The following is a 25,428-nucleotide window of genomic DNA, read 5'->3' as shown; positions in this document are numbered from 1 at the left end:
GTTTTACCCCGTCGGAAACGGCGATATGACCCTCATCCAGCTGGAAAGCGGTCGAACCATTCTCATCGATGTGAACATCCGCATTCCGGGCGACGGAGTTCGGGATGTAGCCAAAGACCTACGTGGTGTCCTGCGCCGTGACGAGCAAGGCCGCCCTTACGTCGACGTCATGGTCTTGAGTCACCCCGACGAGGATCACTGCCGTGGGCTGGTCGACAACTTCCACCTGGGCCCCCTGTCTGGCTATAACGACAAGGCCGAGGTGAAGAGGATTGTGATTCGAGAGATGTGGTCGTCGCCGCTGATTTTCCGCCGTGCGAGCAAGCTCCATACGCTTTGTGAAGACGCTAAAGCGTGGAATACGGAGGCGAAACGTCGCGTGGAATTGCACCGTAAAGGGCTGGGCTACGTGGACGGCGACCGCGTCCGGGTACTCGGGGAAGACAGCGATGGGAGAACCGATGACCTAGGGGCGATTCTCGTTCGGGAGAAGGAGAGCATCACCACCATCTGTGGGAGCCACGAACCTAACTTCGAAGGCGTTCTCCTCGCCCCGCTTCGCGCCAGCGACGAAGAGGAGGATGAAGTTCTGAGCAAGAACGAGTCCAGCGTCATCATGAACTACGCCATCGGGGTCAAGCGCGCGCCCAAGGCCGTGAAGTTCCTTTCGGGCGGCGATGCGGAAGTCGCAATTTGGGAGCGACAGTGGAACCGTCACAAGGACGAGCCGGAACTGCTGGAGTATAACCTTCTCTCGGCTCCGCACCACTGCTCCTGGCACTCGCTGTCCAGCGATAGCTGGCGTGACCTAGGCCGCAAAGCCAAGGTGAACGAATCGGCCCGTGCCGCCTTGGCCCAAGCGTTGCCGGGGGCGCAAATCGTGGCGAGCTCGAAAGAAGTGTTGGATGACAAGAAAGACCCGCCATGCATTCGAGCTCAGGAGGAGTACGAGGATATTGCTGCCAACGTGGACGGCAAGTTCTGGTGCACCGGCGAATACCTCAGTCCCGACCAGCCGGAGCTCCTGATTTTCGAAGTATCGGAAGGCGGCCTCAAGCACGTGAAGAAGCAGTCGGAACGACGTGCTGGAGCGGCTGTCGCCAGCGGCGTAGGTTTGGGCGTCACGCCGGTGGCGCATGGTTGAGCCGGAGATTCAGATGGCGGTGCCGGTGGCCATTGAAGACGCTATTCGGAGCATCGGAGCTAACGATGCTGTTAGCTCCGTTGAGTATAGCGTTCGGGAAAACGGTGAAGTCGTCGTCTCGGCGCTTATCGACACCGATTTGCCCTCGACCTGGCGAGCGCAAGGACAAAGCCCGTCAGGCGTGCGTCCGGTCGAAGAGGTGCAGTTTCAGTTTTGGCCGGATTACCCCCAAAGCGCACCCCGCATTACCCTGCGCAGTGACTTCAACAGCTCCTTGGCGCACACGCTGATGCACGCCAAGGGCGAGCGGGTGCCCCCTTGTGTCGCGTTTGGCGGTTTTTCCGAGCTGCTTTTTCAGGGCGGGATGGCATGGGTTGTGAGCCAGACCGTGCTATGGCTCCAAAACGCCGCAAACGCAGCTCTCGCCGAATCTAGCCTTGGTTGGGAGCCAACGCGTCGCGAGGGCATTGCTGACATCGTTCGCATAGATATTGCGCCCATAGTGGCTGACAAACCCCAATGGGGAACGCCTACGGCCTATAGCGTGTTCGGTGCCTGGGCGAAGGAGGGTGACGGGTCGTGGTTTTCGCAGGCTGAACGGTTGAACGGCCTGCCGGAGCTCAAGCAGCTCAAGAAAATGTATGACCACTGCGAAGAGCTGCCCAACAATACCTTGCGAGGCAGTGCTCCATTTTTCGTCTGCTGGCCGTCGGTCGACAAAGATGGCGTCATGGCGGTCAATGACATGTTCCTTCCTGACACGGTTAAGACCTTCGCCGACCTGCAGATTCGGGCCGCGGAGCTCGGTTGTGACGTAAGCCTTGGGTACGTAATTTCGAACCTTCAATCCGTGCTGAAGAAGGCGCGCGGGCTCTTGGCACACCCCGCATTTATTGTTTTGCCCGTTCGTCGACCGACCAACGTCGTCGGCTACACGACTGATATCGAGTTCTTGGCCTATCGGCTGAACATGCCCGTATCGGGCCACGTCGACGATTGGTCGACACTTCCTGTGGCGCAGACATATTTGGCGACTCCTGCGTCCAAGGAGTTACTTCGCCGACTTTCATCTATCCCCGAGAAAGACTCGAATCTGTCGTTCGGTTTCGTCGGGTGCGGCAGCCTCGGCTCAAAGATTGCCGTGCACATGGCTCGCGCCGGCGTTACTCCCGCACTCCTAGCCGACAAGGACACGTTTTCCCCGCACAACCTTGCCCGCCATGTCGTCTTTCCTCAAGACATCAAGACGACCAAAAAAAAGAGTGCCGTGCTCGCGGCGCTGCTAGATGGGTTTCCAGAAACAGGCCGGCCGGTCATCTGCACACAGGACTTCACCGGCATAAACCTTAACCACGGTGCCTATCGACGGGTGCTGACCAACGAAAACGCCGTGTTAGTCAATACGACTGCGGCGCCGGCCATCCGATATTTCTTGGAGCATGCGCCGTTTTCACCTCGAGTGCTTGAGGCGTGCTGCATGAACCTTGGCAGCATCGGCGTTATGACGCTGGAGGGGGCTGGTCGAAATCCGTCGACGGAGGACATGATGGTTGCGGCCTACGAAGAGCTTCGTGGAAAGGGGCTGCTGAAATCTCCGGCGAGTATGGCTAAGGCAAACATCGGTGTCGGCATGGGCTGTAACTCGGTGACCGTGCCTATGTCCGACGCGCGCATCTCCCTGATAGCCGCAGGTGTCGGTCAATTCGGATTGAGCTTGCATTCCTCAGGGTTGTCGGACGAAGGGCTTGTTGCCGTGGCGCAGGTCTCCGATGACGGAATGTCGGTGGCGTGGGAGCGAAAGTCCATGGGGCCGACCCAGGTAGTGCAAGTGGTCGATGAGCCAGGGTGGACGGTGCGCGTACTAGATACGGCACACCAAAAAATCACTGCAGACGTCGCGCGGCACACGAGCGTGGAAACGGGCGGGGTCATCGTCGGGCGCGTGTCGCAGGTGTCTCGAGAAATCACGATTACGGATGTCCTCGATGCACCGCCTGACAGCAAGCGCTTAGCAGGGCTCTTCGTGCTTGGCACGGAAGGGTTGACTCTGCGGCTTAAGGATTACAACGAACATGGCGCCGGGGTGCTTTGGTGCCTGGGTACGTGGCATAGCCACTTAGCGCCGATGGGCCCATCTCGCGTTGACGTCGCTTCTGCCAATCAACTGAAGGGAACAACTGCGGGCGCGGTGGTATTGCTCATTCATCGCCCCGACGGCTACTCGGCGCTCGTGCGCTCCTCCAACTCTTAGGACGAAGTATGGTTATCGGTGGACAGTTTGTTTTCGATGCGTACGACCGAAAGGCACGTTTGGTGCCTGCGCTACTGGCGATTGCCCCGCTGTTCTTGGTGCTCGTGTTGCGCATGGACGAGTGGCCCTTCCTCGCCAAGCTTGGTTCAGCGGCCGTGGCGTTGGGCGGTCTCTGGCTGTTGACGGATGTGGCCCGCTCGATGGGAAAGTCCAAGGAAGCACAGCTCTATCGCAGCTGGGGGGGCAAACCGAGCGTCCAATTGCTGCGTCACTCCAATGCAGAAGTCGATGGCTTCACGAAAATGCGATACCACGCGTGCCTTTCAAAAAAAACAGGTACCGCTATGCCGACACCTGCTGAGGAAAATGACGACCCCAGGCAGGCGGACGCAAGATATGACTCCGCGTCGCGATGGCTCTTGGATAACACTCGCGATAAGGCAAGGTTTCCACTCCTTGCGAGCGAGAATATCACTTACGGATTCCGTCGCAACGGCTATGGCATTCGCGCTGTTGGACTGCTCATCTGCGCGCTGACATTTCTCTGGGGCCTCGTCGGCGCCCCACTTCATCAGCCGGACGCCCTTCTTGAATTCGTCTCCAGGCCGAAAACCGCCGTTTCCCTACTCATATGTGTGGTGATGGCGGTTTTATGGCTCGCGTATTTCCGAGCTACAACCGTGCGAACTGCGGCTTTTACTTATGCCAATGAGCTTCTGCGAAGTTGCGAACGACTTGCTATATAGATACGAATGCCAAATTTTCGGTATCGCGCTTGTTACGCGAGCGCACGGCGTTGGCGCGTCTTCCTTTCAGCTCGCCTCAAAGTTTATTAATAGGAACACATTTCCGGGGAAGTAATGCTCCAATATTTTGAGACTCTTTGTGTGACGACGTCAGCTTGTGCGTCTGTTCTGCCCTGGGCCCAGAATACCCCCGGCGCGGTTCTGGCGTTTGTCTGCACCGCGCTCGTTGGCCGAAAAGTCTACACGCTGATGACCAATGCAAATGCGCTCGTTAAGGCTTTGACGAAGTTCATGAATGTACTGACGAAGATGATGTCATTCCTGTTAAAGCGCAAACATTCTGCGGCGACTGCCGCCCAGAAACATTTCTGTAAGATTCTGGAAAATCATATCAAAACAATGGAGGCATCCGAGAGTTGGCTAGGAACTGGCATTGGATCAGATGACGGACGATTTAGCGAGCTCGATGCTGTTGTGGAGATGAGCGGTCGCCGTTACCCGTCGCCACTAGCCCGACTATTACGGTGGAAGACAAATAGCCCGGGCGGTGCGACCGCACTTGTTTCCGCGATGGGAAAAACAGACGAGAGGCTTATCGTCCTTCTAGGAGACGCTGCAAGCGGAAAAACTGTGGCTTTGCGGCGACTCGCGCTTTGTCAGCTAAGCGCTGGGATGCGTGGTGACCCAACAGCAGAGATTCCGTTATATGCAAACCTGCGTGCATTGAACCTAGCAGAAGAGCCCTCGTCACGAGTGCGCGACAGAGAGCGTCTAAAAGAATTCATATGCCTGCAGGCAGTTGGTCAACACTTCGCGGATGCCGACTTCTTGCGAGAGAATTGGGATGAATTTTGCAGGCAACGTCGCTGGTGCATCTTACTAGACTCGTTCGATGAAATTCCCGAGATTTTGAACAGCGAAGAAGCCCCTCATATTGTCCGGCGTTATGAGCGTGCCATAGAGGACTTCGCCGATTCAATCGGATATTGCCGAGTCGTGGTGTCCGCTCGCGAATACAGGGCGCCGTCTCTAAAAAAATGGTCCCGATTTAGCATCTTGCCGCTCTCGCCTGAAAGGCAAAATGAGTTCATCAGTAAGCAGGTGCAGGACAAGCACTCACAGAAGGCCCTTCGAAGCTACGTTCTGGAGCAGACCAACAACTACTATTGCAACCCGCTACTCCTTTCCTTGCTATGCAGCGAAGCCAGTACTGGGGTGACCATGCCCAAAAGCGACTACGACGTCATCTCACGGCAAATTGAGCAGAGAATACGCAATGGCCTTTTCGAGCACGCGCCGGGTGCATCTACCGAAGAAGCAATGGCAGTTGTGGCGCTTGCGGCGAGACATATGCTTGGGACTCCAGTCAACGGCAAGCACCGTCGCGGTTTGGCAGTCTCGGCGGCGAAACTGCGTGCACAGGTAATGATGACGATTCCTTCGTTGGCTAGTGCCGATGAATTGATCTCCGCTCTTGTCGCCCTGAAAGTCCTGTTGGTTGAGGAGCTCGACGCAAAAGACGGTGGCAAATCTTATCGCTTCGTTCATCGCCGATTTCAAGAAACAATGATTGTTCGAGAAATTGTAGAAAACCGACTCCCCGTTCGGGCAGACGATTTATTACTACGCGAACCGTGGCGCGAGTATGCCGTCACGTTACTCCAATCGCAACGACAGGACTCTATTGCCCCGCTTGTAGCCTCTGCGCGGGAACTTCTTCCCACACTTTGGGAGCAGGTCCCGAACAGAACAACTTCCTTCGGTGGAGTGTCGACGCAGTACTTTGACCTGCACGAATGCGCATTTAGACACTTGCTGCAACTCCTACAGGATGGACTGCAGTATCGAGACGATGCGTGTGCAGAGCCACTTCGCGCCGCGGTTGGAGAGGCGACCAATAATCTCTGGGTGTCGGAGGACTTCGTCGACCGACAAGTTTGCCTATCCTTGTCTGTACTTTGCTCGGAAGAGCAGTTGAGCTCTCGCGTGCGTAGCTTTACTGAAGAGCCTGCCCCTGCGCAGCAAAGTGAAGCAATGGGCGTCCTAGCACGAGCAGGCGCCATCTCCAACTCTCTAATGACATGGTTGCGGGAACATTTGGCCAATCAGACGCTTGAAGCAAAGGACCGAAAGTCGCTTTGGCGCCTCGATGCTGTCGTTGCCCGCATGCCAGCCAAGGTAGGCGCAAGAGTAATTAACGCCCGATGCAGGCTGCTTCGATGGCCTGGTTACCTATGTAAGGAAGCATTATCACCGGCCCTCAGAATTCTTAGGTGGATTGCTACACCTATTCTTGGAGACCTTTTAGGAAATGAGCAGTCTGACGAACTAACGGCGTCGCGCGCAACAAAAGGTCCTCATCGAGGATTCTTCATCCTTGGTATGGCGGGTGTGGGATTGTTCGCATTTTTTAGTCTCGTTTGGACTGCGTTTAGCGTAGCGTACAACAAGCAATATGCATGGGTTTCAGCACTCATCTTTTTGCTGCTATTCGCCATGTGCGTGTATGGAACCACATCATTTCGGCTTCGTTCATACCCCGAGCGTGTTACGTGGAAAGTCGTCTACACTGAAATCTGCCTGCGGCTACCACAAACGTGGTCGGAAGTGTTCAGAATATTGAAGACGCTTGTCCAAATACTCTGTTTCACCATCGTTCTCATCGGTGTTTCAGGAGGGGTCCTTTACACGTTGATTGAGATTGCGGGAATCCCCGCAACTCTCATTTTGTCAGTGGCTTACCTTGGTCCGCTCGGCGCAGGCCTTCTTTTTTCTATCGTTAGTTCGAGGAAGAAGCACGCAAGCATTAAGTGCAGCCGCATGCGACGAGATGAGTTGGCACGAGCAGAAAAATCTCCTGCAGAGGTGCTTCTTGAGGCGCGCAACTTTGCCGAACTTCAGTGGTGGTTTGACGATGGAGGTGAGTCGCTCTTCACCTCGCAAGCCGAGGTCCGAGCGTTCGCTGCTTGGGTCGCGCGACCGGAAAGCCACAAGCGCTGGCAACGCCCTGAAAAAGAAATTTTCCTTAAGCGAATGGCGTGGGAGGCAACCGCACAAGCCGCCCAATGGCGAGACCGAGAACCAGTCGCGGAACAGGCGCTCAATGGTGATCACGTCAAAAATGACATCAGAGCTGCGTAGCAGCGCTTGATTTTTCGCCATGACGCGAACGTCCGGATCTTGGTCAATTCAACCGTCGCGCCAGGCGCAGCCACCGTTCATCACGCGGGCAATTTACGGTTCTACGTTCAAGAAATGCTTCAACTAGACTCGATATCCGGGATGAGTTGAGCACTACAATGCCTGCCTACATCTCACTTGGGCGTATTGTCAGTGAAAATCTATCCAGCTCCGGCGATCTGTAGAGCTCCTGTTCATTGAACTGAATAAGTGCGAAAGTTGGCCAGTCCGAACGCGGTAGTTCACGAGGACTCATGGCAAACGAGATTACGTAACTACCCGGCTCAGTCCGAATGGAGAACTGCGCTAGCTCTGAGCGGCCCCCAGTAAGCAGTGCCATGATGTAAGCGAGTTTTCGGCGGACTTTTTCAGTATGAACGGAGCCGTACGATGAGACGCAAGCGCTTCAGTGTTGAGCAGATTGTGGCGGTGTTGAAACAGGCTGAAGCAGGCATGCCGGTGGCGGAACTGATTCGCCACGTGGGCATTTCGGAGCAAACCTTCTATCGCTGAAAGAAGGTATATGCTGGTTTGCAGACGGACCAGGTGCGGCAGCTCAAGCAGCTTCAAGACGAGAACGCCCAATTGAAGAAGGTGGTCGCGGAGCTGACGTTGGACAAGGCGATCCTGACCGACGTACTGAAAAAAAGTGGTGATGTCCTCGCCAAGGCGCCACGTCGTGGATTATCTAAAGTCTTCCTATGGAATAGCAAAGCGGCGTGCTTTCCGCCTGCCGTTTCGCTGCTTTACGTAGATCTAGATGTCCTTGTAATTTGCCATAGCGCGCACAGATTTTTTCCGTGGTGTTTCCCATTACCTGCGGTCGTGTCGCTTGTAGATGAGATCGTCAAAGTCTTGGACCAGATGTGCTCCGAGCATTTCGTCACCTTTTGAATAGGCGTCAAACGCATCGCCAAGTAACGATTCAAGGCGCTCACGTTTGCCTTTATCGGTGGCTGAAAAATCAACAAAATTCAAGCCATGCCTTAGCTCGACAAACGCCTTCTCGATATTCATTTGCGCGTCGTCAGTCAAATATTCTCTTACCGGGAATCGATCAGGGGCGCACAAGACTACGTCGCCAATGAAATCATAAAGCGAGTCGACATCATTAACTACTGAGGCCGCCGGCTGAGGGATGACGCGGTCGTTCCGGTCAATGGACATCTCTGTTTTCCTACTCGTTGTATCCGGGCGATAGACTCTTCGTCATCAGCCTAGAATCTCGTTTTCCATTGAACCCCATGCTCGAATACCAATAACGGAGCATCGCCAGTTTTGTTTGCTCATCAAGTGGGTGTGCTTCAAGCTCTAGGATCCGTGCTCCCATCGCCTTCGCAGCACCTTCCGCGCGTCGCATGAGTACTTTGGCGATACCACGCCGCCTAAACTGACTCAAGACGAGTATTTCGTACACTTTCGCGGTGGAGGTACGGTCGTAAAAATCGAGCATGAGCAACCCGGCTTCGCAACCGTCTACCCGCGCGAGGAACCCGCTCGTCCATACACGCCACCCGAGATCTGCCCGCGCGCGCAACGCACTTTCTTCGACGTCCTCCGCTCGACAAATGCTCACAACGTCAAGGTGTCCCTCATTCATCGCGATTTCCATGACTTTTCCCGGCGGTTACGCCTGCTGATTTGCGGCCTTCTCGGGCATCACCATGTCAATACACAGAGCTTCGTAGCGGAGGGCTTCGCCGCGCAGGCTCGCTCCGTGACTCGCCATCTCCACGAGTGCATTCGCGTGCTTTGAGTCAACTACATCGTCGCGTACTAACACGCGCCTTCCATCGTCCTCGACCACCCGGATCTCGTACATCGTTCTCGTCTTTCGGTTAGTCATAGAGTTGGTGACAGGCCGTAGCGACAAGCGATGTTCGCGCACCTGGGAAGGTCACCCCATCCATCACTCGTGGGCTATCCACCATCCCTGCTGCCTCGTGGATCACACAATCGTCGCCGCTGGAATAGCTCTTAAGCGCTCGGCGGTACCAAGCAAGCGGAGGATGTTCCATGCTGAGAGCGTTGCCTCCGTAACGTGAACTACAATCTCGCGAGACCGCTACCGCAGCGATGTCATTGTTCATCGTACCTACGTTGGCAAGGACGCAATCTGCCCAACTCGTGGGCGTAACGACGACACGGATTAGGCTGTATGCGCCAGCGCAGAAAACAAGCACAGCACTGGAGATCAAGACGATACCTCGTTGCGAAGACGTGATCTGCATGTGTTTTTTCGGCTCAGTTAGTGCGCGTCGAGCGCGTCATTCCACAACTTCATCATGCGGGCCGCGTCTGCACGTGACTCGGGGCTGTCCGGCCCCATAAGCGCGATTGTGAGACCGCTACCGTCCTCACCCTCCAACATGACCCACGGCATGGTCGGATCTGCCACAGCAAACTTCGGCAGCCGTGTCGTCACCATCACCCGCCGTCGCGTGGACTTGGTTTCGTCAATCTGCATCATTTGCATGGCCGTAGTTTTTCAGCTGACGTACTCACTCCGGCCGAACTTTCGCATTGATCTCCGTCAACCCGAAGTTCTCCTGGAACTTCTTGTCCGCAATTTCACGCGGCCCAACATAGGAGGACATCCGCTTAAGCTTCCAACCGAAGCAAATCATGCCGTACTCTGCTGGGCACCGATTGGTGTCGAACGAAACATAGACGGTCTCTCCAGCCTCCACGGTCAGGATCATTCTGGCCGGATCCATATCGGGGCCCATCCAAGCTTGTCCCCAACGCTGCTCGAGGTGATACGTCCCCGGACTCAGCGTCATCCACGAATACCCGTTGCGGTCCAGATCGAATGCGGGAACATCATTAAGGTAGAACTTTGCGGTACGGCCACCAAGTGTGAACCGGTCGTATCGGTAAACGTAGACCAACCCCTTATCTTCCGGAACGTTCCTCACCGACTCGTATGCTGGTCCCATTGCACCGCAGGCTGTGAGCCACTGCGTTGCGGACAAGGCCATTACGACGGCATAGCTGCGTAAGCTGATTCCCCCGAATGTTCTTCTCATTTTTCTTCTCTAGCGTTTTGAAATTTTTTCCGTAGTCTCAGCCGCGATTCGCGAGCGCGCGCTCAATCTTCTTGTCCGTCTTGTACTGGCTCAATGCGTACACAGACCAGATAGCAGCAGGGATCCAGCCGATCACCGTGAGTTGAAGAAAAAGACAGATGATTCCCGCTATCGGACGCCGAATGGTGAAAAATTGCAGCCAAGGGAGAATCAAGGCAAGCAGCAAACGCATGTAGTTCCTCGTGTGGTTAATGTTCCGGCTTCCGGCCGGTGCGGGGCGCCATCGCGCCAGAGACTGCGACCCTTGACACGATGTGTCAGGACCTCCGAAGTAGCGCGCCAAGGCTCACCTTTGATCCGCCACATTTCGGACAACTAGGGCACATATCGTCAGGGCCTACTCGCATTCGTGCGACGGCCACCAGGTCCGGAGGTATCTCGTTGAATCCTACGTACACCGTCCTCGAACGCCCCCAGTCGTCTGATGTTCGATGCACTCGCCTTCGTGCCCACAGGCGTTGCACGTTGCTCTACGATGGTGATGTTCCCAAGACATTTCGTTTCCCCGGATATGGGGGCGATATATTCAGCATATGCAGGGATCCGGATCTTTACGTCACTTTTTTTCCGATTCCTTAGCGACCATCGACGTCACTTTGCGCCTTGCCATGAAGCGCGAACACTCCAAGTTCGCCGCTTGTAAATTCCACACGAGGCTTCGTACCCGTTGCGATAATCGATCTGACTCTGCCCACGACATCGCGATGCAATACGCCCTGTTCGGCGCGTCCGTGCGCTATGGCGCCTATCTCGAACGCCCCTCCACATGCGGGGCATTCGTACAGATAGCCGTCGCCAGCCGGCAGTGTCGATCGGCTCGCCTGGGCATTACACAGAACACAGCGGGCGTTTTCGCGCATGGCCAGTTTTTCCTAGGGATAGAGTGTTGCGCCTACTTGTCGTAAATGGCCATCTCAGCAGCAGGGAAGCCCATGTTGTGAGCCAGGTCGGCGAGGTGCCGTTTCATCTCTTGCCAGCCTGGCGTTCCGCCACCGGATCGAATCATCAAGTCCGCATCATGACGGCAAGTCTTTCCATCGATGCTGCCCTTGTGGACGTGGAGCGTCTTAGCACGTTCACCGTCCTCGCGGAAATTTTCGAACACAACAGCGGCCTTACCCGCCTCGGCTATACGCTCACCGCACACGTCGCAAAACAGCATTGGAGCGTTGATACCGCTTACCATTTGAATTTCAATCATCGTCAGTTCCTTTGGATGCTTCTGGCCCGTTTCGCGATTAGTTGACGATTGCTGCGGCAACACCGTATGCCCATTTCGCAACGTAGTCTGAGTGCCCCACCGCAGCGCGTTCAGCGCGCTCGACGTCGTCAAGCGAGGGGGCGCGACGACCCAACTTCTGTGCCTGGAAGATGGCTTCACGCAGAACAGCGTCACGCTCTGCCGAAATCCATTCTTCAGTGGACCGGCTCTTCCGCTTTGAGGCCTCGCGTCACAATGCATCGTAGATGCTCCGGGCAGGTTCTCGTGTGGGTCTGAAATGGTCCATATTTTTCCCTGGCGTCAGTCGACTGGTCGCCGCAAACCATCAGACATCGTAATCTTTCGCATCTTCTTCCGCCGCTGACAGCCACGCTTGGAAAGAGGTATATCGACAGCTCATCTCCGAACCCGGTGCACAAAAATCATGGATCACCTGCACCGATTGAGGAGATTTGCCATCCCAACAAGCTACGTCATCGCAATCCAGACGACGAGCAAATGGCACTAAGTCCTGGGCAGGAAATCGCTTTTTTCAGCCCCTTATGCCTCACACGGAGCCAATTCCCATCCAGAATCTGCCACGGCCCAATGTCGTATAGCCCCCCTCCTTGAATAGCTTTGAGGAAGTCTTCAGGATACGAAAACCATGTTGGCAATTCTTCCTGATTTAACAACTTGAGATTTATCAAGATGTGACCTTGCTGTTTTTCCGTTACGTTTTCTTGTCATCTAGCCGTATAGCGGATTCTCCCGCTACTGCGGCGGATAGTTCACCACTACTGGCTGCCACCCTTGCCCGGCCCAGAAGAACCGCGGCTGCGTAATCCGGATGGGAGACTCGGTGATCAATTCACGATACTCGTGTGTGGCGTCAGTTGACCAGTATGCCTTCGCCCTGTCGCAGATCCGCGGATAAGAAAGGCCTTCTAAGTCCCGGAACATATCCGCGTCCCCGATGTGCGTCGGGGCGCCCGGGTCACAGATCTCCGCGCTCCAGATCAGGAGTTGCTGCTTGCCCCAATATTTGGGCTCGGCCGTTCGCATCGCGTCTTGGAGGGACGTAAACAGGAAACTGGCTTTCCACCTGCTCGGCAGTTGCGGATTCGATCTCAAACGCTCGAGTTCGATTGCCTGTTCGATTACAACCCACCACGGGTCACCGCCGTTAAGCCGCTTAACGGTGTAGTCTGAGTAACCGCGAGCCCATCCTCCGGGGAGGATCTCCGTTGGCGCGTGCAGATGCGTTTGTCGGGACACAAAGTATAGATCAGGCATTTTTCCTATGCTTCCGACGTTGGGCCTGGCTACAGGGGTAGCGCCAACTCGCGTCCCGCCTCGGTCAAAGCAACGAGCCTAGACTCGTGCGGATTAATTTCAGCAAGCCCTCGCTGTTCAAGACCTTTCGCCGCTTGAACCACATGGAGGCGGCTACAGTTGATTCAATCCAACTTTACGATACGAACCCCAAGCCCCTTCAGCCTGTTCAATACATCATCCGCAAAGTCATGATCATTAATGGGCAAATCAAACTCTCGCCCCTCCGAATTTCGATAACACAACATCTCGGATACTGGGGTCTGCTCAATGAAATAGTTTTCCACTGTGAGCCCACGCCCAAACAGGAATTCATCCACTGTTTTCTGTGACATGTTCATCTCTACAGCATCAATTTTTCTGAAGCAATGGGTTCTTTCCAAAGCCCGGATAAAAGATAGTGTTATCAGTTTTTCCGATAGGTTAGCGGCTCGCCGCACGTGCTGGGCGCGGGACACTATGGACCAGCCGAGGACCGTCATGCTTCGCCTGGAGGAAATGCATGCGCCCAGACAGCACCTGCTCAAGTGACTCGATGAAGCGCAACGGTCGGTCAGGAAAATGTGCGCGTCGAACATACTCCCAGAGCAACTCGATCGCGGGCTCTCCATTTCCGGCCTTCACGTCAACATTTAGATACTGCAACCCGTGCTGTGATACGCCTGCCGGAAACAACAAATTCATGTGCTGCGATAAATCCGGAGTTGCTGACAAATCCGGTTTGATCAAATCAATTTCGAGGCCAGCTCTAAAGCGTGCTCGGCGGTCGACGTGAAAGTACGTGGCCATCGGTCATTTTTCCTGTGTGTGGACGACCGAGGACCTCACTGCGCCTTCGCCGCGTCTTCTATATTCTTCAATTCGTCGGTGCCAAGCGGGGGGAGCTCTACGCCATCGACGATGTCTTTAAATGTGCCCATGATCGCGTTGAAATGCTCAATTGCCTTGTCGCTGTATTCGACCACGTATTTTGGCTCGACACCCGCTTTGTTGCTTTCCGCGAGGTACATTGCTCTTGACTCCGCGTGGCCGATCGCACTCCAAACCGCCTTTCGTGCTTCTGCACTCAAATACAGACAGTTGTCATCCATCCAGTCCTTACACTCTTGAATGACTCCTGTGTCTTCGCGGGCAGACAGCAATTGCTTCACTCTCTTGAACGCCCTCTGGTGTGCTTCCATCCGCTTATCCGCGACCAGCGTTCGCAGCGCATGTCGCTGCTTGGACGCTTCTAGCAGATCGGTGAATTGGTGCTTTATCTCTTCCTGCTTTCGAGTGATTTCTGCAACGTCTTGCTTTGTGGCGAGGTTCGCGCCTTTCGTCACAAAATAGCTTCGGAGCAATGTGCCTGCTGCCGAACCAACAGCACTGCCCAGAAGTACGAGGAGGAACGCACTTGTACTCATCTTTCCCTTACGATTGAGCCGCAGCCGTGGCCACGTCCACTTCAGTTTCTCCACGGCTGTCACGAGTTTTCCGTCCAGTCTTTGTTTGGAGGAGAGTCCTCACGCGCTCGGCTACCCGCATGGAAATCTTGTAGCGAAGTTTGTCCTTCACCTCAAGGGCTTCGATCATAGACAAGCCATGGTTTTTGTGGAGATCCACGGCCTCCTTGAGGGTTGTCTTGCGTCTGGTCCAAACTTCGTACGGCGTTGCGAATACGTTCACGACGGCGGCTTTTTTTCCACTGTGTATTGTGTGAATCTTGCTCTACAAGGATGTAATTAGGTCCGGGAGGCAGTCCGCGAACTCCGACTGGATTGCACGCACTGAATCGGCTGCGGCGCCGTCACGAATGAGGATTGCCATGGCCATTCCAGTCATGGTGCTTAGACCATTCGAGTTTCGCAGCACCTGAACGGCCAAGGACGGTGGAAAACCGTCCGAAGCACGCCGCAAAGGATGTATGCCGCTGTGTACGAAAGAGTTCATCGCATTCCATGACTGAGCCTTGAACTGGCTCAACATCTGGTGAACCGCTAGCGGCGCATGCCCCTTGTTCTTTATCTGCTGGATCATCTCGTTGACACCCGGAATATCTTTCGCTGCCTGTTCAGCTTCCAGAGTGAGCGGCGCTTGAAGCTTTGCAATCGCGGAGTCGAGCGCAGCATACATCAGCCACAATGCCCGGGTCACAGCCTCGAACTGCAAGCGCAACAGACTCACGGCAGATATCGGCATTCCTCCGGCTATCAGTTCACGTAGCGCCCCAGCGTGCTCCAGTGCTATCCAGCACATGTTGAGCGCCAACTCATCGCGGCCGGCACCACTAACCTCAGCATCCTCCACGAGCTCATGCAAGCGCTCGTGGAGTGCATCCCCACGGTACAGCACATCCTTCAGAGCCGCTAGATCGATATCTGTCACAATGCCTTCCGGTTCGCCGGAACCTGCTTCTTCGCAACCATCTGTCTACCTGCCGTATCGGCCGCGGAAGCGGCCTGAGTCGATTCACGGATGCTCACATCGGTCAAACGGATCTTTCCGATTCGTTAACGGCCCAGGACAACTAGACCAAGGGATTCAGCCAAGTTCACCGCCTCAGCTCGAGTGTCACAGCAGTCAACCCAGAATGCCGTGCCTATGACGACGATGGCTTGTGGCAGGGCCTGGTGTACTTCATCCTGCTGCACGACAAGCACTTCCGCCCCGGATATCAGATACTTGGCCATGTCCTCGCGGCACTCAGGAAATACCTTGGCCACGTGCGCAACTTGCGCCGCGGTCAGCCCGTTGATCGAGTATGGAGAGTCCCGAGATTTCATACAGTTTTCCCCATGTGTTACCAGCTAGCCCGCAATCCGGCTGTATTGCACACTCGCTTGAACACCTGGAGGTTTTTAGGGTGCATCCGTTTGATCGGATTTGCCTCGACCGGAAGTGATCTTGGCTCGCTCTGGAGCGATTCAATGTCGCCAAAAGCATCAATCTTCAGCGTTGCACTCCGGCAGTCCAGAAGGTTTCTTGTGTAGCCGGTGGTTTTCAACATGGCCTGCCGCTCAATGAACACCGCAGTCGAAGCTGTCACTGCTCGAATCATCGGCTGACCATCGGGAAAGTTTCCGAAGATCACATAACCCATTACAGGATTCTCGTTCAGAGGTACGTCCTTTAGACGAGCGAACAAGGGCAACTCTTCAGCCAGAACAGGCCCAGCAAACAGCACCGCAGTCAGTGCGATGAGCAGTAAAAATCCTCGACGAACGTTCATCGTGTCTCCGTTTTTTCGATCACGTTGATGACTTCACTGGAGAGAGCATCTGAGACAGACGCGAATAATCGGCCGCGTACGACGCTCTTGTAAGCGAGTCAAGATGCTGCCAGAGGTCGAAAATAGCGTTAGCCACACCTGTCTGGTAGACCTCACCGTAGCATTTTCCAGCTTCACTCTCTCTTGCTGCGGCGTCGAGGCGGACGCGGATTTCTTTTCTCGGCAGTCCGCGTAAGCGTCGTGTAGCTGAGTGTCTTCAATTTTTTTCTGTGTAAATCCGGTCGCAATTCCCTCATCACACTCCACTGTTGCCAAGCCGGTGCCATCCTTCGCGAAACTCATCTCTATCGTACGCCTTGGCACTCAGCCAGAATGCTCCACCATTTGCGTCTTGAGTGGATAGTGCCCTCACTTCGTCCACCGTCATTACAAAGCACTCCGGGCGATCGCTGTTCGCGTGAATCGTGACGATCCACCATGGTGATCGTAGCTTATCGAGCGATTTTCCCAATGGAACAGCGTGCCGCTTGCTTAGTGCCTTTGATTGGACGCCGAAAAACCGGGTTTCCTCTGCGTCAGTTACAATCAAATCCGAACCGCGGGCATTGCGGATAGTCGGCATGGCGTGCCAACCTCGCCGGGAAAGTTGCCACGTTACGTAGTGCAACCCTGCGTTTCCGGTCATCGAGTTCTTGTAGGAGCCGGAAAGTTCACCAACGAAGTTCTCAGGTACGTTCAACATCAGTGTTTTTTCCGTCGTATTAGTGCGCGCCGGCACGAAGCGCGTTACGCAGCTCGTGCAGCCAGCCTTTGATATCGAACTCAGCTCTATACTGCGAGTGTGCCCGCCGGATCGTTTCGGCTGCCACGTTTATGGCCACCGAATCTTCCGTTTCCAGCGCGTCCAATGCCTCCTGAAGCCAGCCGTCTGGTGCAACTGGCACCTCACGCGGTTACTCTTGCGCGGTGAGCACCGCGCACCGTAGTGCATCTTCAATCGATACGTGCCGGTCCATGTCAGTTGTTCCGTTGACCCTCAGTTACATCTTCTTCCGCCTGGACTCGCTACACTTTGGACACTTCTCGCCAGGCTCCAAGTTGGTCCAATTTTTGCAGCCTTCCCGTTCACCGTTTTCGCAAGGCTTCGGTTGTTTGATTGCTTTATTCATCAAGAAATACGCAATAGCTCTTGCGATGTCTTCGTCGCTAAAGTTTGGTCCTGACATTCTTTCCTATGCGTTGTAGCGAACGCCACCAAGGAGTCGGGCGACGCCGTTATAGGCCAAGCTCGCTAACATTGCCCAGATAGCACCCAGCATGGCTAGGCCAAGGGGCATGAGAATCCACAACCCCCACCAAGGGGCTGGAGCGGTCAAATCGGCCCGCTGTGGATCGAATTGCTGCAAAAACCGCATGATTGCTGCGATGGGGTACGCAAGCAAAAGCAACACCAATGCCGCGTGAATTCCAGCGCTTGACGGGGAAACCGAAGTGAGGCGTCTTTCGCTCATCGCTTTTTCACGTCTACTTAGCAGAGGGCTGCGACTTCTCAGCGGCAGCCGGGGCTGTTTCCTCATCTTTCTGTGGGGCAAGTTCCAGTGCTGATTCAACAAATTCTCGTTGGATGAAGCGCCTACGCTTGTCAGTCAATGTGCAAACGACCTTCCCCGGAGACGTAGCGACTCGGCCACCACTCATCGAGGACGTTGCAACGCCAGCATCCCCCTTTACCGTCATCTTCTGGGTTTTGCCGATCTCTTGAACCTCGTCGCCAACCTTAAAAATCTTCATGTCGTTGTTTCCAGGCTATTTGCTGTCCGATGCCAAGCGAGGAATTTCGTGAGACTCGACAGCACTCAGTTTGACGTCTCCGCTTGACTCAATAGCTGCGCGTACTTGTGCCATCTCACCCCGCAGGGCTTCAATGTCACGCTTGTAATGCTCTGCGATCTCACGCCACGCCTCTTCTTTGCCTGCTTGGCGAGCGGCTTCGATAGGATCTGAATCCACCTTAGCTCGACTTGCTGCCCCTGCAGCATCCGCCTTTTGCTTCGCCTGCTCTGCCCGTTCTCGCATAAGATCGCTGACGAATTTTGATATCCGATCGAATGCGATCTTTAGAAGGTCCGCGATGACGTCTTTAATGATCGGTCGGAGGAGCTTCCAAACCATCTTCAGAATTTCTGTTCCCATTTGTCTAGTTCCTTTGGGGTTCCGTGTTTTTCCTAGGCATTCGTCGCGATAGCATGCTGGGCGAAAATCTGCTCAAGCCGTGCGATCACTGATTTCGCAAATTGGACGACTTCCAATTCTGTCCCGTCGTCCCAGCGCACCCACCGTCCTCCCGAGGCGTTCAGCGCAATACTGTTGAGTGCCGCGCCTCCAATTGCCCCCGATATTTCGTAGGTCGACGGGTCCGGTCTACCACGCGTAAGTGTCATGTGCTTCGCCTTGTTGCACACGTCGGCACAGTGCTTCATCACAGCGTCATTCAACACCGCTCGATGGTCCGCATCGGACAATACCGGCTTGAGGTAATCGGTTACGTGGTAAGCCGTGGTGAAGAGGTTATAAACGTGGTCAATCGATTCCTCCGCTTCAAGTCTTTCTAGTTCCCGTTTCGCCTTCGCCAGCATCGCACCCGCAGTGCTTAGTTCGAAGAAGCTCATCAGCAGTTTTCCGTTTCAATGAGGAAGGGCGCGAGCAGCTCGGTGAATGACGCTCCGAACACCCTTACCCTCCATATAGAAGCCGTTACACCAAATCTCGAGGCCTCCCATGCGACTGATCCTTACCGGCTGACCGTCGAGCCCTAGTCGCTTGCGTGCATCCGGATCAGACACCATCGCTGCAATTACCTCCGCGGCGAACAGCCCATCAACAGTGACCACCCCGGACACGCCGTCATCGGATAAGTCTTCGGCGCCGACAATTTGAAGAGCGCGATCGACCTGCATTTCAGGAGTGCCTACCGTCGTTGCTTTCATGATTTTTCCGATCATTGGCCGTCGACGAAGAGCACGTCCAAATCCCCCGTCTTTTCACGAACAAAATCGACCACCTCCCGCGTGTCATTAACGATCCCGTACACCTCGCCGGTAACTTGATCGACGACCTTTAATTTCCCGTCTACCTGCTTCTTTACCCAAACCGAAACCATGTCATACCCCTTGTTGTCTTCCGCTGGTTCGCTAAACGTTCTTCATTATTCGCTTCTGATCGCGTTTTCCTGGTGCCGGCCCCGCCGGCGTCCTACTCGCGTGGTAGCCAGTGCTTCGCGTTTCGCGACGGCAATGGCTTGCCCTCTGCGAGAAGTTTTGCCGTAACCTTCTTCTCGAGGTGCGGTGCCCACCCGTCCCAGTTTGCATTCCAACAAGGCATGCAGACTGTGATTTTGTATGTCCGGATAGCCTTGCCATCATATCGATGCGGACCAAACTGGAAAGACCTTCCGCAAACATCGCAATTGAGTAACACCGGGTCTGGTTCCATGACCGTCTTTCCCTTGTTCAATCGGGTTGAGCTTCCGTCCACTCGCGAGCCTGCTCATTCAGATCTGCGACGGAGCGATGCGACAGCAACACGCGAACGTCAGTTGTGCCGATCAGGATTAGATCGTCCGCAATCTCGTTGCACCCGGCATCTTTAAGCATCGCGACTTCGGCTTTCGAGGGCTTTGCCATTGCGTTTCTATGCCCCTGACAGTGCTTGCGCCCATTGACGTGGTATCTGGTCCCACATAGCGCGATTCGGTCCTTTCACCAGTGGGCCCGGATGTGCCGACTTGATGGTCCGCAACCCCGCTTGCCGAATCAAAGATTCCGCGCGCTGCGCTTTATTGCCTACAAGTACAACGGTGTTGACACGTGGTAGCAAACTCAAGAGATTTGTCAGTTCTTCAATTCCCGCTCCCGTCTCCCCTGCTGCAATTTCCCTCTTGCCGTTCCAACCCGGTATGGTGTTCCACAGCACCGTTCGCTTGCGATCAATGCCCGCGTCCTGCATGAATAAAAATGTCGCCTCAGCAGTTGGATCGTTGTTATCCCGTGAGATGAAGCCGGATCCCTTTCGCTTATGCTGCGGCGAAGTCATCGGCCCCGGTTTTTCAAAAAGAAATAGCAGGTTAGCGTCCGTACCGCCGTCCATGGGGTCGAAGTCCGGGAATTCCCAGCCAACGTACTTTGTGCGGAGTGTTGAGACATACTCCGTCAACGGGCGAATATGTGGCGCCATGAGGAGCGCTCTTCGTGCTTCAATCGCACTCGACTCTCGCAGTGATCGTGGCTCGCACATTCGATTCATTTTTCCTACTCGTTGGTCTTACCGCGATCAGGCCTCCGTTTCAGACCCATTGCGGACGTTGGAAAGAAACTGCTTTTAAGTTGGTCTGTCATGTTTGACCGAGTTGCAGGCGCGCCGATTGCCATTCAGGCCAGACAGCCTCTGCAACAATGTCCGGGTAGCCGCGTTTCTCTTCCATCATTGCAGCTTTTGAAGCGGGCATCGCCATGCAAACCGCTGTGTCACGAATGGCAATGACTTCAGCCTCAGTCAATGGCCTGCCCTGTGCCTTTTCAGCGTGTAGAAGAACGGTCACAAGCGCAGGGATGAAAACCAAGCAGAGAGGGTCTTCGGACGGGGACGTTGGCGCTTGCCGTTTTCTGAACATTCCAAACATTTGGCGTAGAAAAGAAAAAAATAATCAATCAAAATTTTCGCAAAGACCGCTTGTGGCCGGAAGCGGTCTCCCGCGACTGGCTTTTTCCTTGGCTTAGCGGCCCTGCTTCGCGCGCTCGAAGCCGTCTTTGCGGGCCAATTCCGTATGGCGCAGCATTTGCGCTTTGGTAGCGCGACCGCATGCCCATGCCCGTCCGAGTCGGGCCAGTTCAGCTTTCTCTTTCTGCGTCATGGTTTTCCTTGCTCAGAAGCTGCGCGGTTGCCTGTGGCGATCATGCTGAGGCTGAGATGTTGAATCGTACCGACGACGGCGGGATGGCCCGTCCGCTGGATGCACTGAAACCAGCCATAAGTGCTGCGGCGCGGATCGGCCTCACGCTCGACGACTTCGAACTCGTCACCGCCCACGACGACCCGCTCGCCGGGCTGCGGGTTGATGCGCTTCTGGCAGGCATCGGCCAGTGCAGCGGCTTCGTTTGCCCACGGCGTACCCGCTTCTTCCTTCGCGGCATTGCGCAGGAAATGCATGGCATCTGCCCAATCGCCCTTCGCGATGCTGCTCCACGCGAGTTGGCAACGCTTCACTTGCTCATCCGGAGCGCTAAGCAGCAAGTCATAAGCAGTTTGCGGCGCAGTCTTCATTTCGCTTCCCCAATCCTGTAACGGCAGTAAAGCCAGAGAGATTAAGGAAACTATATATACTCAATGAGTATAGTCAAGCTGATTTTCTGTCGTTATCCAAAATTTCTCGGATGAACTTCCACGCCATGTCCGGCATCGACCGATACTCCTTCGAGTCGTTCGGAAGAAGCCAATTGTCCAGGCCGCGCTTCTTCGTCCCGATGCGATCGGCGAACTCTTCACGAGTCATCCCTAGGCGATCCATCGCGTCGCGCAGAAACTCTTGCTGGGTCTTCGGTGCTGTTTTACTCACCCGTGTGTCCTTCCATTCAAATATACTCGTTGAGTATCATAGCCCAACTGGCCCGAAAACGCGTCCTCTCATTCTCTTAGTCCCAACCGTCTCCTAAAGCTGCCACGGCTTCGCTCGCCTCGCGCGATGTCACTTCCAGATACGGTGACACGTGATCGAGATGAGCATGGCCGAGCAATATTTGTACGGTTTCGATTGAGTGCCCTTGCGCCAGAAGGCGGCTGGCAAACGTGCGTCGACCGGAGTGGCTGCTGTACCCCTTCCCAAGCCCTGCTGCGCGGTACAGGCCGGTGACATAGCTCTGCAAGCTGTCCGCAGCCAGGTATTCGACTTGCTCTCCGCTGTCGTTCGTCCGGCGCTTGACGCTCAGCCCGTAACGGCTCCCCTTGTGAGTCAGGATCAGTGACGTCTGAGGCATCAAGCCCCGCCACTTCTGGCGATCCATTGCAGTGCCTTTGCTCCGCTCCCACCGCCATTCGATGTAGCGATTGAGTGCGGCAAGCGCCTTCGGATGGCTCAGGTACACACAGCGCTGGCGGCAGCCTTTCGTGATCGCCGCCCGCAGGCTCACCTCTTCTCGAATCAGTCCGGACGGCTGGAGCACGTCGGCCACTTCGATGCGGGCAATCTCGGAGATCCGCATGCCGCAGGTAAAACCCAGCAGCAGAACGAGTGCGTCACGCTCCGGGTGCCGACTGGTGGCCTCGGTCACGCGGAGCAGGTGGCGGATTTGGGCAGGTTTGAGCGTCTTGGCGCGTTTGATGTGCATGGTTTCTCGGTCCTCGTAATGCGCTCGAAATTGAGCTTGTTACGAGAGAGAAACGCCGGGCGCTCCTTTTCATGATAAACGCCCGTGATTCCTACCGTCATCGGAAAATCGCGTATCGACGTCGCGGAGCACTCTCGAACTCGCGATTCTCGGTTGCACACTCATCATGACGGTATTCGGCTGCTACTACCACCGGGCTGACGCTAGCAGCTCCTTAATTTTGCGGGGTTTGATGAGACTGGCTTGCAAAACCACGGCTAGACGTGGACTTCAACCTGGCACCGGCGCATCGATCTAATGCGCATGGCACATGCGTAACAGCCCGATACAGCGTTTGCGATCTTCGACGACATTGCGCATACAGGTTGACCACTACAACCATCCCCAGCTACTTAATTAGCGATGCAACCAGGAACTTATTAGTAAGCACTCGGCCGTCAATGTTAAGTCGGAGCTGCGCCTTCTTCTCGGAAGCGTACGTCTGCTCACCGGACTTACGCAGTGCCCTGCGATACGCCCGGTAGCTAACACCGAAAATCGCGGGATAGAACGGAAACATCAGCCACTGCGACGACGAGCTTTTTTCAGTCCGATGCACTGTCATTGACGCAAACCCCGCGAGCATCGACAATGTGCGAAGTTGCTGCGCGCCCATGAGGAACAGATGCCCGTAGTACCTCCGCTCGCCGGACTCACCCCAAACGCTTTCCATCGCACTCGCTGGCGTTCCTCGCAGAATCTCGCTTTCGAAGCAGAGATACGCAAGCTTTGACGCCAGCGAGCTTCGATTCGGCGTGGTGAGGAACAACTCCCCTCCCGGCTTGAGGATTCGACAAATCTCCTGAAGCGCCGACAAATGATTGGGAAGATGCTCGATCACCTCTTGCAGGATGACGACATCAACAGACTCACTTGCGATCGGCAATCCCTCCATGATGTCGGCGTACTGTGCGCCCCCTTCCAGCAGGCAATACTCCGGCATGATGTCATAGGGGGCTACATTTGCCCCTAGCTCACGCAGAATGTATGTCGTGCGTCCATCGCCGCACGCGAGATCCACAACCGACTTCCCGCCCCAATCGCCCCGGCTTCTCAGGATTCGGTCAACATTGCGCCCAATGCCTGCGCCCATTTCTCTTTCAAACATGGTGATTTGTTATTTCTTCTACGGATCGTCAAACTCCGCGTGATGCGGCGCCGAGCTAACGTCGCCCTAGCAAAGAACGAGTAGCAAGATCACCCCAAATCACGCAACGACTCACGGCCCTTCAGTTGCGCGCCCTACCACCGCCTTCTGACGCAGGGTGTACCCCGCCGGTAACAGCCGTCGTAATAGTCGGTGATCTGTTTGCCCCTGCCGGGATCGGTGACGTTGTCCTCATATATGTCCTGGACCATCGCTGCCATATAGCCTTGCGCGGAGGTTGGCATAGCACCGACAAAAGCCATCTGCTGAGCTTGGGAAAGTCCGCCGTTGCGGCAACGAATAAACCGCTCGGCAATACTGACTCGCTCGTCAACAAGTACCGGGCAAGCTGAAGCGGCACGCTTTGCCGCTTCAAAGTCATTTTGTGCATCTCTCTCCGCCCCTCTCTGTCGCGCCGCATCGGATGCCGCTCTTTCGGCTCGAGGCAACGGCGACAGATCCGACGGTGCCGATGGAATTGGATGTGGCGACGTCAGACCGCCAACAATCGAGGCTGCGTCACGCGCTGACTGCACCAGACCGGATAGTTGGTTGATTTGCGCGTGCCCGGCCAATGGTGTGAGCGCAACGACAAAAACTAAAAAACGTCCTGATTTGATCATGCTGTTCCTCATATTTTCTGCATCGAAGCTCTTACCTTGAACTGCTAGCGCAAACTTGGAGTGGCTTAACCTTACTGATCGACCCGGCCTGACTTCTCGATATGCTCCACGCACTCTCGGAATAGCCATTCACCAAGCAGGCCACTTCGCCTCAAAATCGCGAGGCGACTGCTACGAATCTCCATGCAATGCGATTCATCCCCCACAAGCGTCAACACTGCGCGCACCAAATCCCTCCGGACTTTCCGGCGAGCCACGAGATACGGCGCAGCAACAAGAACACCTAGCCCAGTACACGCAAGCGCCCATAACCCCACCGGGAGCCAGATTCGGTTGACTCGAAGGAGGCGCATATCCACTGCGATCGCCACTGCAACTAAAACGCTTGCTACCGCCCACGCTAATGCCAGCGCCTTCATGAAGCCCCCCCCCTAGCAACGTAAGCCTGTATGCGCATTTCGCATATGATAAATGCGAATTTAGAATTTTTCCATGCCTCATCCAATCCACGATCCTCGCTACCAACTAGTCGCAGCTCGTCTTCGTGAACTTCGCGAGGCGCATGGCTGGTTTCAACAGGACGTCGCTGATCGCCTCGGGCGCAACCAGACGTTCGTTTCGAAATATGAAAGTGGCATCCGCCGTGTAGATGTCATCGAATTGCTAGACATCCTTCGCGTGCTCGAGTCGGACCCACATGAATTCCTCGATTACCTCAATGACTCACCGATGAAAGCACTCCCGCGATAACACGGCATCCAGATGCACTCGCGATCTTCGGGCCATACACATTCCGATCACAGAAGCGTCGAGCCAGGGGGAGCGTCCATCAACAGTTTTTCATTTCATCGAACAGGGTGGGCAATCACTGCCGTTGCTTAACGCCATAGCCCTGACACTGTCCGCGGTAGCGCTTCCTCATACGCCGGCTCCCCCACGCCCCACGACTGTCGCGTCGCAAAACTGCAACAAAATTCCAAAAACACATAAAAATAAAGAATTTCCCATCGAATTTTTATAAAAATTCGAATTTATCACCGAAACATCCGATTTCTTGATATATTTACCGTGAGCCGATCAAA

At 55.1% G+C, this 25,428-nt stretch carries 31 protein-coding genes and 1 pseudogene; 6 read left to right on the top strand and 26 right to left on the bottom strand.

Annotation, left to right across the window (positions count from 1 at the left end):
- Nucleotides 1-25 precede the first annotated feature (25 nt).
- The 5 genes and pseudogenes from C5N93_RS15880 to C5N93_RS15860 all read left to right on the top strand — a co-directional run.
- Nucleotides 26-1,144: a metallohydrolase gene (locus C5N93_RS15880; protein ID WP_242560034.1), complete on the top strand. Its 1,119-nt coding sequence runs from the start codon at nt 26-28 to the stop codon at nt 1,142-1,144.
- A gap of 13 nt (nt 1,145-1,157) precedes the next feature.
- Nucleotides 1,158-3,395, top strand: a complete 2,238-nt coding sequence (locus tag C5N93_RS15875; RefSeq protein ID WP_242560033.1) for a ThiF family adenylyltransferase — start codon at nt 1,158-1,160, stop codon at nt 3,393-3,395.
- A gap of 8 nt (nt 3,396-3,403) precedes the next feature.
- On the top strand, nt 3,404-4,141 hold the full coding sequence (locus tag C5N93_RS15870) for a hypothetical protein (RefSeq protein WP_242560032.1): 738 nt from the start codon (nt 3,404-3,406) through the stop codon (nt 4,139-4,141).
- A gap of 141 nt (nt 4,142-4,282) precedes the next feature.
- Nucleotides 4,283-7,282, top strand: a complete 3,000-nt coding sequence (locus tag C5N93_RS15865) for a hypothetical protein (RefSeq protein WP_242560031.1) — start codon at nt 4,283-4,285, stop codon at nt 7,280-7,282.
- A 429-nt stretch (nt 7,283-7,711) separates the two neighbouring features.
- Nucleotides 7,712-8,054: pseudogene (locus C5N93_RS15860) on the top strand (transposase); the annotation flags it as partial.
- 80 nt (nt 8,055-8,134) lie between these two features.
- Here C5N93_RS15860 and C5N93_RS15855 read toward each other — a convergent pair.
- The 26 genes from C5N93_RS15855 to C5N93_RS15730 form a co-directional block, all read right to left on the bottom strand.
- The gene (locus C5N93_RS15855; RefSeq protein ID WP_242560030.1) at nt 8,135-8,488 is read right to left on the bottom strand and encodes a hypothetical protein; all 354 of its coding nucleotides are present in this window, start codon (nt 8,486-8,488) and stop codon (nt 8,135-8,137) included.
- Between the two features lie 10 nt (nt 8,489-8,498).
- Nucleotides 8,499-8,933, bottom strand: a complete 435-nt coding sequence (locus C5N93_RS15850) for a GNAT family N-acetyltransferase (protein WP_242560029.1) — start codon at nt 8,931-8,933, stop codon at nt 8,499-8,501.
- A 636-nt stretch (nt 8,934-9,569) separates the two neighbouring features.
- Nucleotides 9,570-9,791 carry a hypothetical protein gene (locus C5N93_RS15845; RefSeq protein WP_242560028.1) on the bottom strand — a complete coding sequence of 74 codons (222 nt, stop codon included), beginning with the start codon at nt 9,789-9,791 and terminating at the stop codon, nt 9,570-9,572.
- A gap of 31 nt (nt 9,792-9,822) precedes the next feature.
- Nucleotides 9,823-10,350, bottom strand: a complete 528-nt coding sequence (locus tag C5N93_RS15840) for a DUF2846 domain-containing protein (protein WP_242560027.1) — start codon at nt 10,348-10,350, stop codon at nt 9,823-9,825.
- Between the two features lie 37 nt (nt 10,351-10,387).
- Nucleotides 10,388-10,582 carry a YqaE/Pmp3 family membrane protein gene (locus C5N93_RS15835; RefSeq protein WP_242560026.1) on the bottom strand — a complete coding sequence of 65 codons (195 nt, stop codon included), beginning with the start codon at nt 10,580-10,582 and terminating at the stop codon, nt 10,388-10,390.
- A 720-nt stretch (nt 10,583-11,302) separates the two neighbouring features.
- Nucleotides 11,303-11,611, bottom strand: coding sequence for a hypothetical protein (locus C5N93_RS15830; RefSeq protein WP_242560025.1), 309 nt, complete (start codon nt 11,609-11,611; stop codon nt 11,303-11,305).
- 1,460 nt (nt 11,612-13,071) lie between these two features.
- On the bottom strand, nt 13,072-13,428 hold the full coding sequence (locus C5N93_RS15825) for a hypothetical protein (protein ID WP_242560024.1): 357 nt from the start codon (nt 13,426-13,428) through the stop codon (nt 13,072-13,074).
- 342 nt (nt 13,429-13,770) lie between these two features.
- A complete protein-coding gene (locus C5N93_RS15820) occupies nt 13,771-14,406 on the bottom strand; it encodes a hypothetical protein (protein WP_242560023.1) in 636 nt (211 codons plus the stop codon).
- Between the two features lie 250 nt (nt 14,407-14,656).
- Entirely contained in the window at nt 14,657-15,313 is a 657-nt protein-coding gene (locus tag C5N93_RS15815) for a hypothetical protein (protein WP_242560022.1), read from the bottom strand.
- Between the two features lie 125 nt (nt 15,314-15,438).
- A complete protein-coding gene (locus C5N93_RS15810; RefSeq protein WP_242560021.1) occupies nt 15,439-15,711 on the bottom strand; it encodes a hypothetical protein in 273 nt (90 codons plus the stop codon).
- Nucleotides 15,712-15,728: 17 nt separating this feature from the next.
- A complete protein-coding gene (locus tag C5N93_RS15805; protein ID WP_242560020.1) occupies nt 15,729-16,157 on the bottom strand; it encodes a hypothetical protein in 429 nt (142 codons plus the stop codon).
- A 295-nt stretch (nt 16,158-16,452) separates the two neighbouring features.
- On the bottom strand, nt 16,453-16,899 hold the full coding sequence (locus C5N93_RS15800; protein WP_242560019.1) for a hypothetical protein: 447 nt from the start codon (nt 16,897-16,899) through the stop codon (nt 16,453-16,455).
- A gap of 782 nt (nt 16,900-17,681) precedes the next feature.
- Complete coding sequence (locus C5N93_RS15795) at nt 17,682-17,948, bottom strand: hypothetical protein (protein ID WP_242560018.1); 267 nt, start codon at nt 17,946-17,948, stop codon at nt 17,682-17,684.
- A 15-nt stretch (nt 17,949-17,963) separates the two neighbouring features.
- On the bottom strand, nt 17,964-18,350 hold the full coding sequence (locus C5N93_RS15790; protein WP_242560017.1) for a hypothetical protein: 387 nt from the start codon (nt 18,348-18,350) through the stop codon (nt 17,964-17,966).
- 32 nt (nt 18,351-18,382) lie between these two features.
- The gene (locus C5N93_RS15785; protein WP_242560016.1) at nt 18,383-18,826 is read right to left on the bottom strand and encodes a hypothetical protein; all 444 of its coding nucleotides are present in this window, start codon (nt 18,824-18,826) and stop codon (nt 18,383-18,385) included.
- A 15-nt stretch (nt 18,827-18,841) separates the two neighbouring features.
- Entirely contained in the window at nt 18,842-19,144 is a 303-nt protein-coding gene (locus tag C5N93_RS15780) for a hypothetical protein (protein WP_242560015.1), read from the bottom strand.
- 11 nt (nt 19,145-19,155) lie between these two features.
- Nucleotides 19,156-19,317: a hypothetical protein gene (locus C5N93_RS15775; RefSeq protein ID WP_242560014.1), complete on the bottom strand. Its 162-nt coding sequence runs from the start codon at nt 19,315-19,317 to the stop codon at nt 19,156-19,158.
- Between the two features lie 349 nt (nt 19,318-19,666).
- The gene (locus C5N93_RS15770) at nt 19,667-19,840 is read right to left on the bottom strand and encodes a hypothetical protein (RefSeq protein ID WP_242560013.1); all 174 of its coding nucleotides are present in this window, start codon (nt 19,838-19,840) and stop codon (nt 19,667-19,669) included.
- A 7-nt stretch (nt 19,841-19,847) separates the two neighbouring features.
- On the bottom strand, nt 19,848-20,390 hold the full coding sequence (locus C5N93_RS15765) for a uracil-DNA glycosylase (protein WP_242560012.1): 543 nt from the start codon (nt 20,388-20,390) through the stop codon (nt 19,848-19,850).
- Between the two features lie 157 nt (nt 20,391-20,547).
- Complete coding sequence (locus C5N93_RS15760) at nt 20,548-20,775, bottom strand: hypothetical protein (RefSeq protein WP_242560011.1); 228 nt, start codon at nt 20,773-20,775, stop codon at nt 20,548-20,550.
- Between the two features lie 153 nt (nt 20,776-20,928).
- Nucleotides 20,929-21,066: a hypothetical protein gene (locus tag C5N93_RS15755; protein ID WP_242560010.1), complete on the bottom strand. Its 138-nt coding sequence runs from the start codon at nt 21,064-21,066 to the stop codon at nt 20,929-20,931.
- Nucleotides 21,063-21,476: a hypothetical protein gene (locus tag C5N93_RS15750; protein WP_242560009.1), complete on the bottom strand. Its 414-nt coding sequence runs from the start codon at nt 21,474-21,476 to the stop codon at nt 21,063-21,065. Before C5N93_RS15750 ends, C5N93_RS15755 begins: the two co-directional genes overlap by 4 nt.
- Nucleotides 21,477-21,549: 73 nt before the next feature.
- The gene (locus C5N93_RS15745) at nt 21,550-21,768 is read right to left on the bottom strand and encodes a transcriptional regulator (RefSeq protein WP_242560008.1); all 219 of its coding nucleotides are present in this window, start codon (nt 21,766-21,768) and stop codon (nt 21,550-21,552) included.
- A gap of 76 nt (nt 21,769-21,844) precedes the next feature.
- A complete protein-coding gene (locus tag C5N93_RS15740; RefSeq protein ID WP_242560007.1) occupies nt 21,845-22,537 on the bottom strand; it encodes a site-specific integrase in 693 nt (230 codons plus the stop codon).
- 388 nt (nt 22,538-22,925) lie between these two features.
- Entirely contained in the window at nt 22,926-23,684 is a 759-nt protein-coding gene (locus C5N93_RS15735; protein WP_242560006.1) for a class I SAM-dependent methyltransferase, read from the bottom strand.
- A 134-nt stretch (nt 23,685-23,818) separates the two neighbouring features.
- Nucleotides 23,819-24,346 carry a hypothetical protein gene (locus C5N93_RS15730; RefSeq protein ID WP_242560005.1) on the bottom strand — a complete coding sequence of 176 codons (528 nt, stop codon included), beginning with the start codon at nt 24,344-24,346 and terminating at the stop codon, nt 23,819-23,821.
- Between the two features lie 492 nt (nt 24,347-24,838).
- Between C5N93_RS15730 and C5N93_RS15725 the strand changes: the two genes are divergently transcribed.
- A complete protein-coding gene (locus tag C5N93_RS15725) occupies nt 24,839-25,096 on the top strand; it encodes a helix-turn-helix transcriptional regulator (RefSeq protein WP_242560004.1) in 258 nt (85 codons plus the stop codon).
- The last annotated feature ends 332 nt before the right edge of the window (nt 25,097-25,428 follow it).

It is taken from the genome of Pandoraea sp. LA3, assembly GCF_022696215.1.
GTDB classification, from domain to species: domain Bacteria; phylum Pseudomonadota; class Gammaproteobacteria; order Burkholderiales; family Burkholderiaceae; genus Pandoraea; species Pandoraea capi.
This window is presented reverse-complemented; position numbering and strand designations above follow the sequence as displayed.

Coding starts and splice junctions, on each gene's coding strand:
- C5N93_RS15755 (WP_242560010.1), bottom strand. CDS start 21,066: ATGACGCAGAAAGAGAAAGCTGAACTGGCCCGACTCGGACGGGCATGG.
- C5N93_RS15850 (WP_242560029.1), bottom strand. CDS start 8,933: ATGGAAATCGCGATGAATGAGGGACACCTTGACGTTGTGAGCATTTGT.
- C5N93_RS15735 (WP_242560006.1), bottom strand. CDS start 23,684: ATGTTTGAAAGAGAAATGGGCGCAGGCATTGGGCGCAATGTTGACCGA.
- C5N93_RS15800 (WP_242560019.1), bottom strand. CDS start 16,899: ATGTTGAACGTACCTGAGAACTTCGTTGGTGAACTTTCCGGCTCCTAC.
- C5N93_RS15840 (WP_242560027.1), bottom strand. CDS start 10,350: ATGAGAAGAACATTCGGGGGAATCAGCTTACGCAGCTATGCCGTCGTA.
- C5N93_RS15775 (WP_242560014.1), bottom strand. CDS start 19,317: ATGGTTTCGGTTTGGGTAAAGAAGCAGGTAGACGGGAAATTAAAGGTC.
- C5N93_RS15790 (WP_242560017.1), bottom strand. CDS start 18,350: ATGGGAACAGAAATTCTGAAGATGGTTTGGAAGCTCCTCCGACCGATC.
- C5N93_RS15870 (WP_242560032.1), top strand. CDS start 3,404: ATGGTTATCGGTGGACAGTTTGTTTTCGATGCGTACGACCGAAAGGCA.
- C5N93_RS15835 (WP_242560026.1), bottom strand. CDS start 10,582: ATGCGTTTGCTGCTTGCCTTGATTCTCCCTTGGCTGCAATTTTTCACC.
- C5N93_RS15730 (WP_242560005.1), bottom strand. CDS start 24,346: ATGATCAAATCAGGACGTTTTTTAGTTTTTGTCGTTGCGCTCACACCA.
- C5N93_RS15810 (WP_242560021.1), bottom strand. CDS start 15,711: ATGAAATCTCGGGACTCTCCATACTCGATCAACGGGCTGACCGCGGCG.
- C5N93_RS15780 (WP_242560015.1), bottom strand. CDS start 19,144: ATGAAAGCAACGACGGTAGGCACTCCTGAAATGCAGGTCGATCGCGCT.
- C5N93_RS15880 (WP_242560034.1), top strand. CDS start 26: ATGACCCTCATCCAGCTGGAAAGCGGTCGAACCATTCTCATCGATGTG.
- C5N93_RS15725 (WP_242560004.1), top strand. CDS start 24,839: ATGCCTCATCCAATCCACGATCCTCGCTACCAACTAGTCGCAGCTCGT.
- C5N93_RS15830 (WP_242560025.1), bottom strand. CDS start 11,611: ATGATTGAAATTCAAATGGTAAGCGGTATCAACGCTCCAATGCTGTTT.
- C5N93_RS15875 (WP_242560033.1), top strand. CDS start 1,158: ATGGCGGTGCCGGTGGCCATTGAAGACGCTATTCGGAGCATCGGAGCT.
- C5N93_RS15845 (WP_242560028.1), bottom strand. CDS start 9,791: ATGATGCAGATTGACGAAACCAAGTCCACGCGACGGCGGGTGATGGTG.
- C5N93_RS15765 (WP_242560012.1), bottom strand. CDS start 20,390: ATGGCGCCACATATTCGCCCGTTGACGGAGTATGTCTCAACACTCCGC.
- C5N93_RS15750 (WP_242560009.1), bottom strand. CDS start 21,476: ATGAAGACTGCGCCGCAAACTGCTTATGACTTGCTGCTTAGCGCTCCG.
- C5N93_RS15805 (WP_242560020.1), bottom strand. CDS start 16,157: ATGAACGTTCGTCGAGGATTTTTACTGCTCATCGCACTGACTGCGGTG.
- C5N93_RS15770 (WP_242560013.1), bottom strand. CDS start 19,840: ATGGCAAAGCCCTCGAAAGCCGAAGTCGCGATGCTTAAAGATGCCGGG.
- C5N93_RS15795 (WP_242560018.1), bottom strand. CDS start 17,948: ATGAAGATTTTTAAGGTTGGCGACGAGGTTCAAGAGATCGGCAAAACC.
- C5N93_RS15740 (WP_242560007.1), bottom strand. CDS start 22,537: ATGCACATCAAACGCGCCAAGACGCTCAAACCTGCCCAAATCCGCCAC.
- C5N93_RS15855 (WP_242560030.1), bottom strand. CDS start 8,488: ATGTCCATTGACCGGAACGACCGCGTCATCCCTCAGCCGGCGGCCTCA.
- C5N93_RS15785 (WP_242560016.1), bottom strand. CDS start 18,826: ATGAGCTTCTTCGAACTAAGCACTGCGGGTGCGATGCTGGCGAAGGCG.
- C5N93_RS15825 (WP_242560024.1), bottom strand. CDS start 13,428: ATGACGGTCCTCGGCTGGTCCATAGTGTCCCGCGCCCAGCACGTGCGG.